The organism is Paraburkholderia fungorum (genome assembly GCF_046026025.1).
In the GTDB taxonomy this organism is placed as follows: domain Bacteria; phylum Pseudomonadota; class Gammaproteobacteria; order Burkholderiales; family Burkholderiaceae; genus Paraburkholderia; species Paraburkholderia fungorum_E.
On the sequence record NZ_JAQQFL010000002.1, the window covers coordinates 1 to 17,752 of the forward strand.

Below are 17,752 nucleotides of genomic sequence, written 5' to 3' on the forward strand. Positions count from 1 at the left end.
ACGCAACGCCACGTTATCAGCGGCTTCGACACCTTGATTGAGTTCGTGTAATGGCAAGGCAAGCTCCTGTGCGGCAAGGACAAGTCAACAGAGAGTGATCACCAGGAGGCAGGCAGCTGACAGGCAGCAAGCGGACATAAAAAAACCCGCCTCGTGGGGCGGGTTATTGTCACTGCGACTAGACGCGCGCTAACCCACCATTCGATGAATGGTGCTAATAATCAGCGCAATACGGATGTCGAGGCAGTTCATGCGGTTGATCTTCGTTGACTTGGCGGCCTTTGTCAATCCCCGCTCGTTAGATCGGGTAGCGTCCTTCGTCCGATGTCCGAGGGACGCGCATCATGCGGACGGACGCATCAGCGCACGCCGCTTTGCTTCTTGAACTGATCCAGAATGCTCCGTTCCAGCGCGTTGTAGTCGCGCCCGAAGTGATGATCGCCCGACGTGCGAATCACCGTGACGCCGGTTTGCGCGAGCGCCGGACACAAGGTGTCCTTCTCTTCTTCACCGTAGAAGCACTGCACGAGCGCAGGCGGCACACGCGTCAATTCGGGTTGCACCTTCAACGCCTTATCGCTTGCCGGCATACCGAGCCAACCGCCCACACGGATCTGGAAATCGGCGTCGGGCGCAAAGCCTAGCAGCGCAATCAGCGACACTTTCGCACGCAGCGCCTCAGGCAAGCGGTTATAGGCGAACGGCATCACGTCGGCGCCGAACGAATAGCCAATCAGCGCAATATGCTCAGCGTGCCAGCGCGTCCCGTAAGTCTGCATCACGCGCGCGAGATCGCGGCTCGTCTGCGCCGGCGTCTTTTCGCTCCAGAAATAACGCAGACTGTCGATGCCGATCACCGAGACGCCGTCTTTCTGCAAGGCGAGCGAGATGGTCTTGTCGAGATCGCGCCAGCCGCCGTCGCCGGAAATCACAACCGCCATCAAGCCGTTCGGACGCGCTGCCGGCAACTCGATCAGCGGCAGATCGGAGACATCGTCATCGCTCGTCGTCGCCGTCTGCAAATGCCGCGTCACTAGCGCCACGAGTTGCGTGCGATCGCCATTGCCAGGCGTCGCCTTTTCGACGAAACCCGGCACCTTGTCGCGGATAATCGTCGGGTCCGGCGGGCACGGTTGAAAGCGCGCATCCAGATTGCGCTCGGCGTCCACCGAGACCGCGCCGGCCACCGTATTCGACGGCGCCTGCTCGAGCACATGCATCGCCAGCGTCGCGCCCTGCCCCGTACCGGCGACGATCGGCGCGAAATAGCGGCTCGATTGCGATTGCCGTTCAAGCTGGTGGCTCAGGGCTTCAGCATCGCCCACCAGTTGATGGCAAGCTTCTTTCTTCGCACTCAGGTTGGCTGCATAGCGCGCCGTATCCACGCCGACGGTCATCGCGCCCGCCTTGGCAAGCGCATCGGCGGTTTGCTGGTCGGCCGCACTCCAGCCGCTGGCCGGCGAGTACAGCACCACCAGGCCGCGCAAAGGGCCGGCCGGCTGCGTCACCGTCACGTCGCCATAACGGCCGCCGGACACGGTGGTGGTTGCGGCAAAAACAGACGTGCTGCCAATAACAAGGCTCGCCGCAACGGCGAGCCTGAAAAACGGATGCAATGTCATGAACGCCGGCCTCCTGCCAGCAATGACAGGTCCGCGAGCGTGAAGAACACGCTCATCGAACCCGACGCCGCGAGATAGCGCGGCTCCCAATGCGGCTGGAACTTGCTCTTGAAAGCTCGCAGTCCACGGAAGTTATAGAAGCGGCCGCCGAAGCGCCACACGATGCCCGCCAGCCGATGCCAGCGCGACGCGAGCGGCGTCGGCTGCATGCCGGAGAGCGGCGCGATGCCGAGACTGAGCGAGCGGAACCCCGCCTGCTTCAGATGCAGCGCCAGTTGGGTGAACAGATATTCCATCGCATACGGCGACGCGCTTTCCACATGCCGCATCACGCCGACGGTCGCTTCGGTGTTCAGATCGGTCGTCATGAAGGTCACGAAAGCCACTGGTTCGCCGTTCTGGCGCACCAGCATCACGGACTGCGCGGCGAGGTATTCGTCGGTAAACGCGGCCACGGAGAAGCTCTTTTCGCGGGCGTCGCGGCTGTCGAGCCAGCCGTCGGAAATCTCGCGCAGCGTTTCGAGCGACGCCGGCACATCGGCCTGATCGATCACTTCGACAGTAAAGCCGTCACGCTCGCCACGCTTGAGCGCATAGCGAAGATGCGCGCGATGCGAGCCCTTCAGGTCGAAATCGTCGAGCACCACGTGGGCCTCTTCGCCCAGCTTCATCAGCGTGAGGCCGGCATCGAGGTACAGCGGCAACGCGTTGGCGCGCACCTGATAGAACGCAGCACGGCCGCCGTGCGTGTGCGCGAGCGCGACAAATTTTCTGATCAAACCGGCCCACTCTTCGCGCGGACCAACCGGATCGTGAAGCGCGGCCCACGTGCGGCCATTTTTTGCGTACATCAGGAATGCTGCGCGCGATTCGGAAAAGAGAAAACTCTTGTCGCCCATCAGCGCGAGACCGGCGTCGCTGCGCTCCTGCGCCCGCACAATGCGCGCGGCGTCCTGCAGATCTTGCGCAGGCGGCATCACGAAACGGCCCGCTGCGGGGCGCAGCAGTTGCCAGAACGCGAGCGTCGCGGCAAACAGGCTGGCGGCCAGCGTCGCACGCAACGCACGGGGGGCGCGTTCGTCGAAAGCAAATTGCCACCACAGGTCGCGTGTATAGGGCACGTCGCGGAACGCAAACAGCATCACCCACACGGCAAGCGCGAGCACCATTGCCACCGACATCAGCCAGCCCAACGTAAAGGGCTCGGCAAACAGCGACGAATGGCGATTAAAACGGCGACGGGTGGACAGCAGCAACGCGATCAGCGTGCCAAGCACGCCCGCTTCCACAAACGCAAGTCCTTTGGTCAACGACAGCCCGAGGCTCAGCACCGCCAGCAGCAAAGTCATCCACCACGCCGCATCCAGACGCCGCAGCAAGCCGCGCGCGACGAATAACAGCAGCACGCCCAGCACGCTGCACAGCATCTGCGAGCTTTCGAGCACCCACAGCGGCAACACGTCGCGCAGAATCCGGATGCGCTGCCAGAAGGCGGGCGTCGCGCTGGAAATCACCAGCATGCTGCCGACCACGAACGTCACGAGGCTCAGAAACAGCGGCGCGAGTTTCGACGCGCCCGCCGCATGATGCAGCGGAAAACGGCTTTTCAGCGCGCGGCCTTCGAAGCCGGCGAGCAGCGCCGCCGAGACGATCAGCGGGACACCGAAGTAAATCGCGCGATAGGCGAGCAGCGCCGCGACCATCTGATGCGTTTGCACGCTGCCGTTCAGCGTGAACACCATCGCGGCTTCGAACACGCCGACGCCGCCCGGCGTGTGGCCGATCATGCCAAGCAGCATCGCGGCGGCATAGACGGTGATGAAGGTCACGAAGCCGACGTCCGCATGCGGCAGCAGCGCCCACAAGGCGAGGCCCGCGGCCACCACATCGAGTACGGCGAGCGCCACTTGCGCGATCAGATCGCGGCGCGCCGGGATATCGAACGACAGCCACTGCCAGCGCGTGCGGATCGGACGCGTTTCGCGACGGCAGGCGGCAGCCGCGAGTCCGAGCACGACGAGCACCGTCGCACCGCTCCAACGCAGCGTGAGCGGCGGCAGATGCAGCATCGTCGCAAGCGGATCGGCGAGGCACGCCATGCCGAGCGCTGTCATCAGCACCAGCGCGAGCGCCAGTGAAACGCTTGTGAATACGGTCATGCGGCCAATCTGTGCGGGCGTCACGTTCGACACCCCGTAGACGCGTGCACGCACGGCGCCGCCCGTCAATGCACCGAAGCCGGTCGCATTGCCGAGCGCGGAGCCCGCCGTCGCGCCGATCCACAGCGCCGCGCGCGGCACCGTGGCGCCGAGGTAGCGCAAGCCGACCGCGTCACGGCCGACCAGCGCGACATAGCTCAGCGCGGTCGCGCCAAGCGCCGCGGCCCACTCGCCCCCGGTCAGATGGCGCAACTGACGCATGACCGAGCGATAGTCGACCGCTTGCGAGAGATGTTGCAAGACGACCAGCAGCAACCCGCAAATGACGAGCGCAAGCACGGGCGACAGAACGCTGCGCTTGCCAAGTGCCCTGGACACCCGGCCGCACATGGCGCCTAGTCGGTCGAAGCTGTTGTTATATCGGTGGAAAATGGTCAATGCGGGCCTTGCCTGGATCTGTCGTGACGACGGGTCGTCTGCCACGGCGCCGCCTTACTCTGGCGATTACAAATGGATAACGACAAAGTGTCAAAAAGGTTGACACCGTTAGCCAATGTCAGTCAATTCGTCGGAATTAAGCTTGGCGGCAAATGATGCGGAACACGCCTCGCTCCATGACAGCGCGGCATGTGCCAATAAAACGGTCGAAATTGCCGATTGATGCGCCGTGCCAAAGAGGATCATCGCGGTCGACAAGGGACGCGATTTTAAACATTTATTGAAAATTACGAGACAAAAATCGATATCGCTTAGATCGCGCACCGATTTAAAGGCTGGTTTGCTCCATCAAGATTTTCGCTTCACATGCCGTAATCGAGATCAAGAGCACGGCGCAATGCCGGGATTTCGTAGCAGGAATAGCCGCAACTGAAGGGGAATGATGATGGCAGAACAGGATTGGGTGATGGCCGGCGTGTATCTGGTGGGCCTGGTGTCGATGGCGCTATTGATCAGTTCGCTGTCCGCGCGAGCGACTAAAGAGCAGCGCCCCGTTTCGTCACGCGTCAGGGAGTAACGCACAAGCTGGTGTTCGGGATTCCGGGCCGGTAACGATCGATCCCGGCCCCTGCTTCAACGCTTACTGCGGGCGGCGATGCGCTTCAGCAAGCACCGCGCAGTTTTGCAGATGCAGGTTGAGCGCGTGCAAGGCCAGCGCGCGGAGCTTGCCCAGCCATGTAGCGTTGGCGGCGGTAGCGGTGCGGACGGTAGCGGTGTTGGATGCAGTGTTCATGATGGGCTCCTATTTAGGGTTTATACCTAGGGAATAACCCGATTATAGTCCTCTCGTGTCGCACTGCAACAAATATCAATAACAACGTCGGCATGTTGTGCGCGGGTGACACGCGCGATCCGCGCAATCTCGAATAGGGACGGCATCAGGCGGCGCACAATTAACCATCCGCACCGTACAGGTGCAATAATGACGCCTTTGCCTGCGACCATCCGCCGCAGAACACCCGGCTCCCATGACCGTCGTCGAGAAAGCTCTGATTGCGCCCCTTATCGTCGCATGCGCGATGTTCATGGAAAGCGTCGATGCGAATGTGATCGTCACCGCCCTGCCCGCCATGGCGCGCGACTTCGGGCGCGATCCGGTCACGCTGAAAATCGCGGTGACGAGCTACGTGCTGGGTCTCGGTGTTTTTATCCCGGTATGCGGCTGGCTCGCTGACCGCTTCGGCGCGCGGACCGTTTTCCGTACCGCGATCGGCATTTTCGTGGCTGGCTCGCTTTTGTGCGCCGCGTCCAACTCACTGCCCACCTTCACCCTCGCCCGCTTCGTGCAAGGCGTCGGCGGCGCGATGATGGTGCCGGTCGGGCGGATCATCATCTTCCGGGTGGTGAGCAAGTCCGACTTCATCCGCGCGATGAACTATCTGAGCGTCCCTGCGTTGCTCGGGCCGGCCGCCGGCCCGCTGCTCGGCGGCTTCATCACCACCTATCTGCATTGGCGACTGATCTTTTTCATCAATGTGCCGATCGGTATTCTCGGTATCTATCTGACCAACCGGTATATCGCCAACACACGCGAACCGGATCCTGGCCCGCTCGACTGGATCGGCTTCTTTCTATCGGCGGCCGGCGCGGTGCTGCTTCTGCTCGGACTGTCGCTGGTGGGCGGCGAACTCATGTCGAATCAGAACGCGTTCGGCATGTGCGCGAGCGGCGCTGTGCTGCTCCTCGGCTACGTCGTGTACGCCCAGCGCGTCGAATTTCCGTTGCTCGATCTGCGGTTTTTCAAGGTGCCGACTTTCCAGGCGAGCGTGCTCGGCGGATCGCTGTTTCGCATCGGCCTCGGCGCGCTGCCCTTTCTGCTGCCGCTAATGCTGCAGGAAGGACACGGCATGAGCGCGTTCGAGTCCGGCCTGATCACCTGCGCGTCCGCGTTCGGCGGCATGTTCATGCGTACGTTCGCCTCGCGCGTGCTGCATCGGTACGGCTTCCGCTCGGTGCTGGTGGTGAACGCGGCGCTCTCAGGGATAGCGATTGCGGCATGCGGACTGTTTTTTCCCGGTACGCCGACCTGGATCATCTGGTTCGTCGTACTGCTCGGCGGCTTCTTCCCCGCGCTGCAATTCACGAGTCTCAACTCGCTGACTTACGCGGAAATCGCCAGCCGCGATGTGGGCCGCGCAACGAGTCTCGGCAGCGTCGTGCAGCAGATGTCGCTCGGCCTGGGCGTGACAATAGGCGGTATCGTGCTGCAGATTTCGCGGGTATTGCACGGCCATCCGAGCATCACGTGGTCGGATTTCTGGCCGGCGTTCCTGGTGGTGGGCCTGTGCTCGTTCGCCTCGATTCCCGTGACGCTGCGTATGCCGCATCGCGCCGGTGAGGAGATCTCGCGAGGCGGCCGGGGGTAAGCGGACTGCGCGCATCAGGCGCACTAGCCGCTCACCAATGTGGCAAGCGTATCGCCAAAGCCGCCGCGGGCGCGTGTCGCCGTACGCGCGCTCGTGATTACACGCGGTGCGGCGCTCCACGCAATATGGGCCCCCGTAGCGATCAACCGGTCGACAAGCGCAACGTCTTCGCTACACGTGAGCGGCGGAAAACCGCCGGCGCGTCGATACGCTTCTGCGCTGACACCAAGATTCGCGCCGTGCACGTGGCGGTGGCCGTCGGCGTCCACATAGGTCTTGCGAAAATACTCGCGCACGCTGTGTGGATGTGTGGTCCAGTCGTCGACCGCAATTGAGCCGCATACAGCATCCGTGTCCAGCGACAACTGCGCGACCAGCCAGCCCGGTGACACGCGGCTGTCAGCATCGGTGAACGCGAGCCAGCGGGCGCCATCCGCCAGCAAAAAGTCGGCCCCCGTCGCGCGCGCGATGCCGACATTGCGCACCTTCAGCGTCAATGTCTCAACGCCGTAAGCACGCGCGATCATTCCCGAGAAATCGTTGCAGGCGTCGAGCACGATAACGATCCGCACCGGCTCGCTGCTCAGACCTGGGTGTCGCGACGCTTCGATCAACGCGGCAAGGCACGGCGCCAGCAAGCCCTCTTCGTTATGCGCTGGAACGATCACACCGATCATGAAAGCCCCTCGCGTTGCGCCACTGAACGTGCGTCGCGCGACCATACGTCGATCAGGAGATCGGCTTCGTCGTGATGCGCGAGACGCGACAGGCCGCAGCGTGCATCGAACAACGCGTGCGCGGCGTCGGCGGAGGCGAGCGCCTCGGAAAACGGACGGCGCCAGTGGCACGCGAGCAGCGTACCGTCAGGCGTGAGCGACGCTGCAATTCGCGCGGCCAGCGTTTCGAGATCGGCTGCGTCGAGGTAATAGGCAAGTTCGCTGATCACGATCAACTCGAACGATCCCGCCTCGGTCGGCCATTGCTGCGGCACCCTGCGCTGTTCGACACGGACCTGCTGCATCCCGGCCACACGTTCCCGTGTCAGACGCACGGCTGTTTCGTGCAGATCGGCCGCGAGCAGCGCATCGCAGCGCGCTGCCAGCCCGGCGGTCAATTCGCCGTTCGCGCAACCCGGCTCGAACGCGTTGCGATAACGCGGACGCGGTAACAGCGCAAGCGTGAGCAACCGCTTGCGGCGCTCATACCAGCCTTCACGCAGGTGCCACGGGTCGTCGCTGCTTTTGTAGAGTGCATCGAAATACAGCGCTGTCGAGGACATGTCAGCGGCCCTCCCCGCATTGCGTCAGAGCATCCATGGCGCACCTCTGGCAGCAGGATCGGCCCCTGCTTTGACGGTCAGCTCACCGAGCGCGGCAAGATCGCGTTCGGCATGGCTTTGCCGCAAGAACACCGGCAGGTCCGCCAGCGCCCGGGCAAAACTCGCATCCCGGCATAACGGACCGGCGCCGAGCGCGCGCGTCGCGTGAGTCATCACGGCAGTGGCGGCTTCTTCAACGACGAGACGGGCGCGCATGGCTTCCCGTTGAGCGTTGGCCTGGGTATTCGCGTCGATATGGGCGGCGGTTTCGCGCAGCACGGCGGCGGCGCCTGCCAAGGCCACATCGACCGCACCGAGGTGGGCGAGCCGATGTCCGTCAGCATGTTGCATGGACGCGTCGCGCAAGGTCCGGCCAATCTGCGAGGCCGCGCCGTACCAGCACGCAGCGATACCGGCACCGCCATGCCAGAAGCCCGGCCGGCGCACGTAATCATGTGCGGCGCCCACGAGCGTGGCGGAGCTCCGATCGAAGGTGACGTCAGCGCTTGCGGTTGGCTGCATGCCGACGGCATGCCACTTCGAGGTGTCGATCGAAATCGACGCTTGATCCATCGCGACGGCTGCGAGCACAGGTTCACCATCGAGCCATACGGTGACGAGTGCGTGACTGACCACCCCCGCGCCCGAACACCACGCTTTCGTGCCGCTCAGGTGCAGTCGCGCGGCATCATCGGCGCGGCGCGCGCGTTGGACCTGCACGCGCGCATCAGGCGGTTCCGCGGCCCATACGCCCCAGCGGCTGCCAACGGATGGCGCGGGACCGTGCAACTCGGCGAGAATCGCCAGCGCGTCGGTATGTCCTTCGAACAGTTTGACGAGACCGAGATCGCACGCGGCAACCGCGGCCAGAGCACGCCAGCGCGCGAGCGTTTGCCCGTGCCCCGGCAATGGCACGAAGGGCAACCGGTCGTAGCCCCGCTCGACCAGTGCGCAAAAAACATCGCCCAATGCAATGGCGTCGCCTGTGTCGAAACGCGTGTCGCGCAGAAAGTCTTCAAGCGTCCCGGCGGGACGCACTGCCGGTAGCGCGACGCATGCCGCATGAAGGTCGCACGCGAGAATTCTGCTGGCTCTCTCCGGCGGCCGCGCACTCGCGCTGGCCGTACGATCGCGCGTATCGAGCATGGTGTCTCCCTGAAGCGATTCGATCCGTGCGCGCGGACTTTGATAGCCGGGCGCGTGCAGATGAACAGCAAGCGGCATGCCTCAGGCATCGAACACCTGGGACGCATCGCGCTATTTCAGGGGTTTTGGCGCGCTGGCGCTAACCGCGTGATGCGCGGCTCGCCTCGACGAAGTAGGCGCGCCCCTGGCTCTAGCCAGAAGCGCGTTGCCCGCGCCTAGCTTGCGCCCGTTCCAGCAACCCTTCGAATAGCGCAAGTTCCACCGGCTTGACAAGATGCGCGTCAAAACCAGCGGCCCGCGTACGTTCGCGATCGTCGGCGTGACCGAAGCCGGTCATGGCCGCGAACACCGTGCCGGCCAACGCGGGCATCTCGCGCAACCCCGCCAGCGTCGCGAAACCATCTATTTTCGGCATCGCAAGGTCGATCAACGCAAGATGAGGCACGAGGCGCGGCGCGACATCGAGCGCCTGCGCTCCGTCATAGGCAATGCGGACTTCGTGGCCCTTGAGTTCGAGCAGCATGGCGAGGCTGTCGGCGGAGTCGCGATTGTCGTCCACCAGCAGAATGCGCAACGGCGACACCACACCCTCTGTCACGCCCGCCTGATCAGACTGCGTTTCGGAGGGTGCCGCGGCAAGCGGCAAACTGAAGGTGAACGAACTGCCGCGCCCCTCGCCTTCGCTGCTCGCGATGATGCTGCCGCCATGCATTTCGACCAGCGATTTGCACAACGTAAGACCGATGCCGAGACCGCCTTCGCCAAAATTCTGCCCGTTCTTTTCCTGCACGAACAACTCGAAGATCGTATCGAGCGCACGCACCGGAATGCCGCGGCCGTGGTCGCGCACTTCCAGCACCGCCATATGATGTTCGACACGCCCGAATATCCCGATGCGGCTGCCAGACGGCGAAAACTTCGACGCGTTATGCAGCAGGTTTTGCAGCACTTGTACAAGCCGCGTCGTGTCGCCGCTAACGATAAGCGGCTCGGCGGGCATATGCGTCGCCACGCTCTGCTCCCGCGCTTCGGTAAACGGCCGCGCGGCTTCGATCGCGCGTGCCGCCACTTCCGCCAGATTGACGCGCGCAATGCGCAACTCGACCTTGTCCGACATGATGCGGCCAACGTCGAGAAGATCGTCGACCAGACGCGTGAGATGGGTCACCTGGCGGTCGATCAGATCGCGTGAACGCGCCATCGTGGGGCTCACGCCCGCCTCGAGTTGCATCACACCAATCGCGTTGCGTACCGGTGCAAGCGGATTGCGCAACTCGTGGGCGAGCGTGGCGAGAAACTTGCGCATGCGGTCGCCGGAGCGCTCCAGTTCTTCGCGCTCGCGGCGCTCGGTCAGATCGCGTGTCACCTTCGCGAAGCCGCGCAGCCGGTTCGATTCGTCATACACAGCGGTGATGTTGACGTTGGCCCAGAAGGTCGTGCCGTCCTTACGCACGCGCCAGCCTTCGTCTTCGACCCGGCCGTGCTGCCTCGCGATCGCCAGTTCGCGTGCAGGCTTGCCGGCCGCCACTTCTTCCCGCGAGTAGAACGTCGAAAAATGCCGGCCGACGATTTCTTCGCGCGTATAGCCCTTGATGCGCGCGGCGCCCGCATTCCAGCTCACCACGTAGCCATCCGGATCGAGCATGAAAATCGCGTAGTCTTTCACGTTGTCGACCAGCAGACGAAAGCGCTCCTCACTCTGCCGCAACGCTTCCAGATACTCGCGCTGCGCGGTCAGATCGCGGGTAATCTTGGCGAAACCTGTCAGCACCCCCGCTTCGTTGCGCACCGCCGTGATGACGACGTTCGACCAGAAGGTTGTGCCGTCCTTGCGAACCCGCCAGCCTTCGTCCTCGAAGCGGCCGGTCAGCGTTGCCTGCTGCAGCTCGTAGTCCGGCCAGCCGCGCGCCACGGCTTCGGCGGTGTAGAAACGGGAAAAGTGCGCGCCGATGATCTCGTGCGCCGCATAGCCCTTCAGCTTCTGCGCGCCGGCATTCCAACTGACGATATGCCCGGTCGGGTCCAGCAGGAAAATTGCGTAGTCTTCGATCGACTGAACCAGCGCCCCGTAATCGACCTCGGCGGATGCATTCGCACGAAGCACCGGCGATACGTTGGCGGCCTCGCCGTTATCACCGGCGGGGCGGGCGTCAGTTTCGTTCATGATGAAAGGAGTCTATTGGTATGTTCAAACAGCATACACCGGCCCAGTTTCATGTTTCGCCTATTGCTCGACGTGATTGCTCCGAGCGCCGAAAACGACCGTCTTGACGCCACGCGTACCGCGCAACTTATGTAACGCACGCCGAACACACTAACCATGACGCATGGTTGCAGGCCCTCAGTGCCCGCCGGCGCCCGCGGCCGCCGCCACACTCGACTTGTCCGCCTTCGTCACCCAGATCAACGGAATGATCACCACGAAAATCACCGCTGAAAGCCAGAAAATATCGTTCAGGCCGAGCATTGCCGCCTGGGCGTTCATCGACTGTTCAAAGAACGCCATGGCCTGCGAAGCACTGCCCCCCAGCGAAGCCTGTATCGCGTCCAGAGCGGAGGTGAACACCGGATTGTTCACACTGGTTTGCTCAGCGAGCCGCGCGTGATGCAAGATCGTGCGGTCATTCCACCCTGTTGTAGCAAGCGACGTACCCACTGCCCCCGCAAACACCCGCGCGAAGTTCGACAAGCCCGCGGCGGCCGGAATCCTGTCCATGGGGAGGCCGGAAAGAATGATCGCCGTCAGCGGCACAAAGAACAATGCCGTTGGAACACCTTGCAGCAAGGTCGGTAAAACCAGGGTCCACGTATCCACGCCGGTCGTGTAATACGAGCGCATGAAAAACACGCCGGCAAAGCCGAGAAACGCCAGCGTCGCCAACACGCGCGGATCCGACTTCGGCATGATCTTCGCCATCACCGGCGCAAGAATCACGGCAAAGATGCCGAGCGGCGCGGTGACCAGACCGGCATCCACCGACCGGTAGTTCAGGTACTCCTGCATCCACTGCGGTAGCAGCACGAGGTTGGAAAAGAACACAGCGTACGCCACCGAAATTGCAAGCGTGCCGCCCAGGAAATTACGTCCTCCGAATAATCGCAAATCGACAATCGGATTCTTCTCGGTCAACTCCCAGATCACAAAGAACACAAAGCTGATCGCCGCGAATACGGTCAACGCAACAATCACGGGCGAGTTGAACCAGTCGAGGTCCTTGCCCTTGTCGAGCATGATCTGCAAGGAACCCACCCATGCGATCAGCGAGATCAACCCCACCTTGTCGATTGGCAGGCGCTTCGTCGGCGTTTCGCGCTTGCGGTAGATCGCCCACGTCACGCCGGCTGCAAAGATGCCGACAGGAATGTTGATATAGAAGATCCAGGACCAGGAGTAGCTATCCGTAATCCAGCCGCCGAGCGCCGGACCCGCGATCGGGCCGACCGTCGCCGTCATGGCCCACAAAGCGAGAGCATGTGAGCTCTTTTCCTTCGGATACGAGCCGAGCAGAATGGCTTGCGACAGCGGAATCAACGGCCCCGCCACCGCGCCCTGCACAATCCGCGCGGCGAGCAGTATCGGCAAGGTCGGCGCAATCCCGCACAACCATGACGAAATCACGAACAACAGAATGGCCCACACGAACAGCTTGATTTGTCCGACGCGCTGCGTGAGCCAGCCCGTCAAAGGAATCGCAATCGCGTTGGCGGCGGCGAACAGCGTAATCACCCACGTCCCTTCATCTACCGACACGCCAAGATTGCCCGCGATGGTCGGAATCGCCACGTTCGCGATCGACGAATCCAGCACGTTCATGAACGTGGCAAGCGCCACGGCAAGTGTCGCCAGTACGAGCTTGCCGCCGGTCAATGGCGGCAACGGGGCGGAATTGGTCGATCCATTCATTTCATCACCTGTCGAAGGACACAGATATCTGACTTATCAGTTAATTGGGCAAAAAAATTGGGCACCCATGCAGGGATCGCCCGTTTAACCTGCGTTCCGTGCCGCGTTCTTTTGCGCTGCGTTCTTTTGCGTGGCGCTCGATGCCAGCGCACGTGCCAACGGCATGTTCTGCGCGATGATCCTGGCGATTTCGGCGTCGGCGTTGGCGCCGTATTCGGCGAAGACGTCCGTGCGATAACGGGTATCGACGGCCGCACCCAATTGGCTGCCCGACTGGTCACGCGTCTCGACGTCGACTTGCATCGACAGCCCGATCCGCAACGGATGCGCGTTCAGTTCGTTCTGGTCGAGCTGGATTCGCGCCGGGAGGCGCTGGACGACCTTGATCCAGTTGCCGATCGCATTCTGCGCGGGCAACACGGCGAATGCGGCCCCCGTGCCCGCCGAGAAGCCCAGCACGCGGCCGTGATACTTGACGCCCGAACCGTACACATCGGCTGTCAGCGTGACCGGCTGGCCAATGCGCATGTGCCTCAACTGGCCTTCCTTGAAGTTCGCGTCGACCCACACGCCGTCGAGCGGCACGATCGCCATCAGCGGTGTGCCTGGCGCCACCCGTTGACCGACCTGCACCGAACGGCGCGCCACATAGCCTGTCACCGGCGCGGGCAAGGTGTTGCGCGCGTAATTCAGGTAGGCGTTGCGCACTTTCGATGCGGCAGCCTGCACGTCCGGATGCTGCTCGATCGTCGTACGGTCGGTCAGTGCATGGTTGGCCTCCGCTTGCTGACGCGCGGCGTCCAACGCAGCCAGTGCCGAACTGACGGCGTCGCGCGCATGGGCGATGTCTTCACCGGACACCGCACCCGTTTCCGCCACGGCCAGGCGGCGCTTGAGGTCGTCTTCGGCGCGCGAGAGATCGGACTGACGTTGCGCGACGGTCGCCGCATAGAAATCGTTATTCACGTAGAGGCCGCTGACTTGCCGCACGGTCTGGCCGAGCGTCGCTTCGGCGTCCGCCAGCGCGACTTTCGCGTCGGCGTTATCGAGCGTCACGAGCGGCGCGCCCTGCTTGACGATCTGCGTGTCGTCGGCGTTCACCGCCACCACGGTGCCGCTCACTTGCGGCGTCAGTTGAACCAGGTTGCCGCTGACGTAGGCATCGTCGGTTGACTGGTGGTACTGGCCGTTCGTGACGTAGTAGGCGCCGTAGCCCGCGCCGGCCAGCACCACCGTGGCGGCCAGCAAGCTGAGCAGCAGCTTGCGCCTCGCTGGCGCCTGCACTTGCTGCGGATGCTGCGGTTGCTGCACTTGCTGCGGCTGGTCTGCGTCCGCCGTGGTGCGGGCGGTATCGATCGTGTCGCTCATTTTGAGGCTCCTGACAGAAAATAAAGCGTCGCGATGGCGCCTTAGCGGGCGGCGACGACGGGGTTGGCTGGTACAGGCGAAGCGGCTGACGCTGCCGCGCTATCGTTGGGATTCGACTCGGCGCGATCGGTATAGCCACCGCCGAGCGCCGCAGCCAGCGCGATCTGCTGATCGCGGCGGTTCATCTTCAGATTCGCGACCTGCTGGTCGGCGGCAAGCGCCGTGGTGTCGGCGTTCAGTACCGTCAATTGATTCGCGAGGCCGGCCTTGTATTGCGTGAGCGCCAACTGATCGGCACCGCGCGCGGCGTCCTGGGCTGCCTGCGCGTCGCCGAGCTGCGCGTCGGTCGAACGGATTTGCGCGAGTTGCGTCGCGACTTCGGAGAGCGCGGTGACGAGCGTCTGGTTGTACGTCGCGACGGCATAGTCGAAGTCGGCATAGCGCCCCTTCAATTGCGCGCGCAACTGACCGCCGTCGAAGATCGGCAGATGGATCGCGGGACCGACAGATGCCGTGCGGCTCGCCGCGGTGAGGAAACGCCCAAAGCCGAATGCATCGAGACCGATCGCGGCGCTCAGGTTGATGTCGGGATAGAACTCGGCCTTGGCTTCCTTCACGTCGTGCGTCAGCGCGTCGACGCGCCATCTGGCGGCGACCAGATCCGGTCGGCGGCTCACGAGATCGGCGGGCAGGTTGTCCGGCAAACGGACTTCGTCCCCGATCCCGAGCGCCGGCCGCGCAATCGTGAGGCCGCGGTCCGGACCGGCGCCGAGCAAGGCAGCCAGTTGATAGCGGGTGGTGAGGATGGCGCCGTCGAGTGAAGCCAGGCTGGCGCGGCTGGTGGCGAGATTCGCTTGCGCCGTCTTGCGCTCGACCTCCGTATCGAGCCCGGTCGCGATGCGACCGGCGGTGATACGGTCGATCTGCTCGCGTTGCGTGATCTCCTGCTGCGCGATGTCACGCAACGCGTACAGCCGGGCGAGCTGGTTATAGGCCCGCGCCGTTGCCGAGCTCAGCGACAACCTGACGACTTCGGCATCCGCCTCGCTCGCTTGCAGTTGAGACAGCGAGGCCTTGAGTGCTTCGCGATTCTTGCCCCATAGGTCCAGATCGTAGGAGGCGGATAACAGGCCCTGATTCTCCGATTGCCATGACCCGCCATACGGCGGCGGCACTAGCGCCGTGCCCGAATACTGTTGGCGCGTAAACGAATAGGTGGCGCCGACCTGAGGCATCGTGCTGGCCTTCGCCGTGTCGCTATACGCAGCGGCCGCGGCAACCCGCGCCCGGGCTTGTTCGACCGACGGATTGCCTTTCAGCGCTTCTGCCAGCAAGGCCTTCAATTGCGCATCACCGAATTGATCGGCCCAATCGGCGGCGGGCCAATGGCCGTGATCCGCGGGAATGCTCTGCTGGGTCGCGTACGTCTGCGGCTGTGCCATCTGCTTGTCGCTCGAAATACCGGCGTAGTTCGCACAAGCCGACAGCACCGCCGCGAAGATCACCGTCACACCGGCCTTCGCGACTCGCGACCCGGCTGCCTGCCGATTTAACTGTGACATCATTTTCTGACCTGTCAGATATTAAGTTAAAAAAATGGCTGCAATCCTTCGCAGCATCGTTTGCCTCGTCGCTTGCTAGTCTTCGAGAAACTTGTTCAGCAGGCGGAGCAACTCCTCGAATTCGGTTCTGGTGAATCGCTTCAAACGCCCATTCAGCACCACTGGAACAATCTGCGGAAGATGCGCGGCGACTTTATCGCCCTCTTTCGTCAGCTTCAGATTGACGACGCGCCGGTCTTCAATGCTGCGCGAGCGCTCCAGCAAACCTTTGGTTTCAAGCTTGTCGAGCATACGCGTCATCAAACCCGTGTCGATACCGAGCAGTTTGGATAGCTCGAACGGCGTGGCCGCAATGCCGCGGCTCAACGACAACAGGATGCCCATTTGCTGGCTGGTGATATCCAGATCTTTAAGCGCCGTATCCATTTCCGCGATCAGCACGTTGCGCGCCTTGTTGATGGCGAACCCCACGCTCTGCGTCACGTTGAAAGTCTCAGGCGTGTAGTGGTCCATGGGCGGCTCCGGATTGGGAAAAGCAAGGTTGAAGCGAATATATCTGCATAGTCAGATACTGTCAACAACAAATTTGCCGGAGTCAGATTTGTGCACGCACGACGGCAGGAAGGAATAGGCAGACGAATCCGTCGCGTGGGGTCGATGCTCGCCGAACGGAGCGCGGGACACCGCTGCCCGCGCTCCGGCCGGACGGTACAGCCTCTCTTCAGACCACCGCCCCCACCTTTTCCGCCAGCTTCGCGTCATAGCTGGAATGGACGTGCACCCGCTTCTTCTCCGGATAGGCGTATGCATACGCCTTGCGCAGCGCTAGCGACGCCTCATGAAAACCGGACAGGATCAGCTTCTGCTTGTTCGGATAGTTGGCGATATCGCCGACCGCAAAAATGCCGGGCCGCGAGCTTTCATAGTTGGACGTATCCACATCGACGCGGCCGCCGTGGATCGACAGATTCCACCGCGCGATCGGCCCGAGGTCGGCGACCAGGCCGTACAGCACCACGAGTTGCTCGGTGTCGAGCTGCGTTTCACCTTCGATATGGCGCAGCGCGATCGACTTCAACGCGTCGCCCTCAACGTTGAGCCCCGCAATCGCGCCGACGACAAAATCCATCTCCCCGGCCTCGACCGCCCGCCGCATGGACTCCACGCTCGAATTCGCCGCGCTGAATCCGTTGCGGCGATGTACGAGCGTCACGCGCCGCGCGACCTCACGCAATGCCAACGCCCAGTCGAGCGCGGAATCGCCACCGCCGGCCACCACCACCGTCTTGCCGGTGAAATCGGCGAGACGTTGCACGCTGTAGTGCACGTGACGCGACTCCAGCGGCACGGCTTCGGCCAGCGCCAGTTTTTGCGGAACGAACGCACCATTGCCGGCGGCCAGCAGAATGGCCGCCACGTCGAATACGAGGCCGCGATCGGTATGCACGGTCCAGCGCCCGTCGTCGCGCTGCTCGACCGACTCGACCCGTTGCTCGAGATGGATCGGCACATCGAACGGCTTGCATTGCACCAGCAAACGCTCGACCAGTTCGCGCGCGGTACATGACGGAATCGCGGGAATATCGTAGATCGGCTTGTCCGGATAGAGCTCCGTGCATTGACCGCCGACCTTGTCGAGCGCATCGACGATCTGGCATGACAGGCCGATCACACCCGCTTCGAAAGCAGCAAAAAGACCCACGGGGCCGGCGCCCACGATCAGCACATCGGAGCGAATCGGTAGCGCATGCGGGTTTGCGGCGGTGCTCATGGGAGATCTCGTTCGGTAGGTCGATGATCCACCATACA

14 protein-coding genes are annotated in these 17,752 nt (G+C 63.0%); 2 read left to right on the top strand and 12 right to left on the bottom strand.

Annotation, left to right across the window (positions count from 1 at the left end; genetic code table 11):
* Window positions 1-359 precede the first annotated feature (359 nt).
* Together PQR67_RS02195 and mprF are read right to left on the bottom strand one after the other, a co-directional pair.
* The gene (locus PQR67_RS02195) at window positions 360-1,622 is read right to left on the bottom strand and encodes a virulence factor family protein (protein ID WP_408453833.1); all 1,263 of its coding nucleotides are present in this window, start codon (window positions 1,620-1,622) and stop codon (window positions 360-362) included.
* Entirely contained in the window at window positions 1,619-4,171 is a 2,553-nt protein-coding gene (gene mprF / locus PQR67_RS02200; RefSeq protein WP_408454798.1) for a bifunctional lysylphosphatidylglycerol flippase/synthetase MprF, read from the bottom strand. Before mprF ends, PQR67_RS02195 begins: the two co-directional genes overlap by 4 nt.
* A gap of 487 nt (window positions 4,172-4,658) precedes the next feature.
* Between mprF and PQR67_RS02205 the strand changes: the two genes are divergently transcribed.
* Window positions 4,659-4,796, top strand: coding sequence for a hypothetical protein (locus PQR67_RS02205; protein WP_408453836.1), 138 nt, complete (start codon window positions 4,659-4,661; stop codon window positions 4,794-4,796).
* A gap of 63 nt (window positions 4,797-4,859) precedes the next feature.
* On the opposite strand, the gene PQR67_RS02210 is transcribed toward PQR67_RS02205, so the two are convergent.
* Window positions 4,860-5,012: a hypothetical protein gene (locus PQR67_RS02210; RefSeq protein WP_408453839.1), complete on the bottom strand. Its 153-nt coding sequence runs from the start codon at window positions 5,010-5,012 to the stop codon at window positions 4,860-4,862.
* Window positions 5,013-5,247: 235 nt separating this feature from the next.
* Here PQR67_RS02210 and PQR67_RS02215 point away from each other — a divergent pair, with 235 nt between their 5' ends.
* Entirely contained in the window at window positions 5,248-6,645 is a 1,398-nt protein-coding gene (locus tag PQR67_RS02215; RefSeq protein ID WP_408453841.1) for an MFS transporter, read from the top strand.
* A 23-nt stretch (window positions 6,646-6,668) separates the two neighbouring features.
* Here the strand turns inward: PQR67_RS02215 and PQR67_RS02220 are convergent, their stop codons facing one another.
* The 9 genes from PQR67_RS02220 to PQR67_RS02260 all read right to left on the bottom strand — a co-directional run bounded on the left by PQR67_RS02220 (window position 6,669) and on the right by PQR67_RS02260 (window position 17,714).
* Entirely contained in the window at window positions 6,669-7,322 is a 654-nt protein-coding gene (locus tag PQR67_RS02220; protein ID WP_408453843.1) for a glycosyltransferase family 2 protein, read from the bottom strand.
* Entirely contained in the window at window positions 7,319-7,924 is a 606-nt protein-coding gene (locus PQR67_RS02225; RefSeq protein ID WP_408453845.1) for an SAM-dependent methyltransferase, read from the bottom strand. Before PQR67_RS02225 ends, PQR67_RS02220 begins: the two co-directional genes overlap by 4 nt.
* 24 nt (window positions 7,925-7,948) lie before the next feature.
* Entirely contained in the window at window positions 7,949-9,109 is a 1,161-nt protein-coding gene (locus PQR67_RS02230) for an acyl-CoA dehydrogenase family protein (RefSeq protein ID WP_408453848.1), read from the bottom strand.
* Between the two features lie 190 nt (window positions 9,110-9,299).
* Window positions 9,300-11,273 (bottom strand): PAS domain-containing hybrid sensor histidine kinase/response regulator, encoded by a 1,974-nt coding sequence (locus PQR67_RS02235; protein WP_408453851.1) that lies wholly within the window; start codon window positions 11,271-11,273, stop codon window positions 9,300-9,302.
* 177 nt (window positions 11,274-11,450) lie between these two features.
* Window positions 11,451-13,013: a DHA2 family efflux MFS transporter permease subunit gene (locus tag PQR67_RS02240; RefSeq protein WP_408453854.1), complete on the bottom strand. Its 1,563-nt coding sequence runs from the start codon at window positions 13,011-13,013 to the stop codon at window positions 11,451-11,453.
* 84 nt (window positions 13,014-13,097) lie between these two features.
* Window positions 13,098-14,381 carry an HlyD family secretion protein gene (locus PQR67_RS02245; protein WP_408453857.1) on the bottom strand — a complete coding sequence of 428 codons (1,284 nt, stop codon included), beginning with the start codon at window positions 14,379-14,381 and terminating at the stop codon, window positions 13,098-13,100.
* A gap of 41 nt (window positions 14,382-14,422) precedes the next feature.
* Window positions 14,423-15,946 carry an efflux transporter outer membrane subunit gene (locus PQR67_RS02250; protein WP_408453860.1) on the bottom strand — a complete coding sequence of 508 codons (1,524 nt, stop codon included), beginning with the start codon at window positions 15,944-15,946 and terminating at the stop codon, window positions 14,423-14,425.
* A 72-nt stretch (window positions 15,947-16,018) separates the two neighbouring features.
* A complete protein-coding gene (locus PQR67_RS02255; RefSeq protein WP_408453862.1) occupies window positions 16,019-16,456 on the bottom strand; it encodes a MarR family winged helix-turn-helix transcriptional regulator in 438 nt (145 codons plus the stop codon).
* 208 nt (window positions 16,457-16,664) lie between these two features.
* Window positions 16,665-17,714, bottom strand: a complete 1,050-nt coding sequence (locus tag PQR67_RS02260) for an NAD(P)/FAD-dependent oxidoreductase (protein WP_408453865.1) — start codon at window positions 17,712-17,714, stop codon at window positions 16,665-16,667.
* Window positions 17,715-17,752 lie beyond the last annotated feature (38 nt).

What these genes read in the sequence shown, in the direction of transcription:
- PQR67_RS02195 (WP_408453833.1), bottom strand. Translation starts at nt 1,622, where the DNA reads ATGACATTGCATCCGTTTTTCAGGCTCGCCGTTGCGGCGAGCCTTGTT.
- mprF (WP_408454798.1), bottom strand. Translation starts at nt 4,171, where the DNA reads ATGTGCGGCCGGGTGTCCAGGGCACTTGGCAAGCGCAGCGTTCTGTCG.
- PQR67_RS02205 (WP_408453836.1), top strand. Translation starts at nt 4,659, where the DNA reads ATGATGATGGCAGAACAGGATTGGGTGATGGCCGGCGTGTATCTGGTG.
- PQR67_RS02210 (WP_408453839.1), bottom strand. Translation starts at nt 5,012, where the DNA reads ATGAACACTGCATCCAACACCGCTACCGTCCGCACCGCTACCGCCGCC.
- PQR67_RS02215 (WP_408453841.1), top strand. Translation starts at nt 5,248, where the DNA reads ATGACCGTCGTCGAGAAAGCTCTGATTGCGCCCCTTATCGTCGCATGC.
- PQR67_RS02220 (WP_408453843.1), bottom strand. Translation starts at nt 7,322, where the DNA reads ATGATCGGTGTGATCGTTCCAGCGCATAACGAAGAGGGCTTGCTGGCG.
- PQR67_RS02225 (WP_408453845.1), bottom strand. Translation starts at nt 7,924, where the DNA reads ATGTCCTCGACAGCGCTGTATTTCGATGCACTCTACAAAAGCAGCGAC.
- PQR67_RS02230 (WP_408453848.1), bottom strand. Translation starts at nt 9,109, where the DNA reads ATGCTCGATACGCGCGATCGTACGGCCAGCGCGAGTGCGCGGCCGCCG.
- PQR67_RS02235 (WP_408453851.1), bottom strand. Translation starts at nt 11,273, where the DNA reads ATGAACGAAACTGACGCCCGCCCCGCCGGTGATAACGGCGAGGCCGCC.
- PQR67_RS02240 (WP_408453854.1), bottom strand. Translation starts at nt 13,013, where the DNA reads ATGAATGGATCGACCAATTCCGCCCCGTTGCCGCCATTGACCGGCGGC.
- PQR67_RS02245 (WP_408453857.1), bottom strand. Translation starts at nt 14,381, where the DNA reads ATGAGCGACACGATCGATACCGCCCGCACCACGGCGGACGCAGACCAG.
- PQR67_RS02250 (WP_408453860.1), bottom strand. Translation starts at nt 15,946, where the DNA reads ATGATGTCACAGTTAAATCGGCAGGCAGCCGGGTCGCGAGTCGCGAAG.
- PQR67_RS02255 (WP_408453862.1), bottom strand. Translation starts at nt 16,456, where the DNA reads ATGGACCACTACACGCCTGAGACTTTCAACGTGACGCAGAGCGTGGGG.
- PQR67_RS02260 (WP_408453865.1), bottom strand. Translation starts at nt 17,714, where the DNA reads ATGAGCACCGCCGCAAACCCGCATGCGCTACCGATTCGCTCCGATGTG.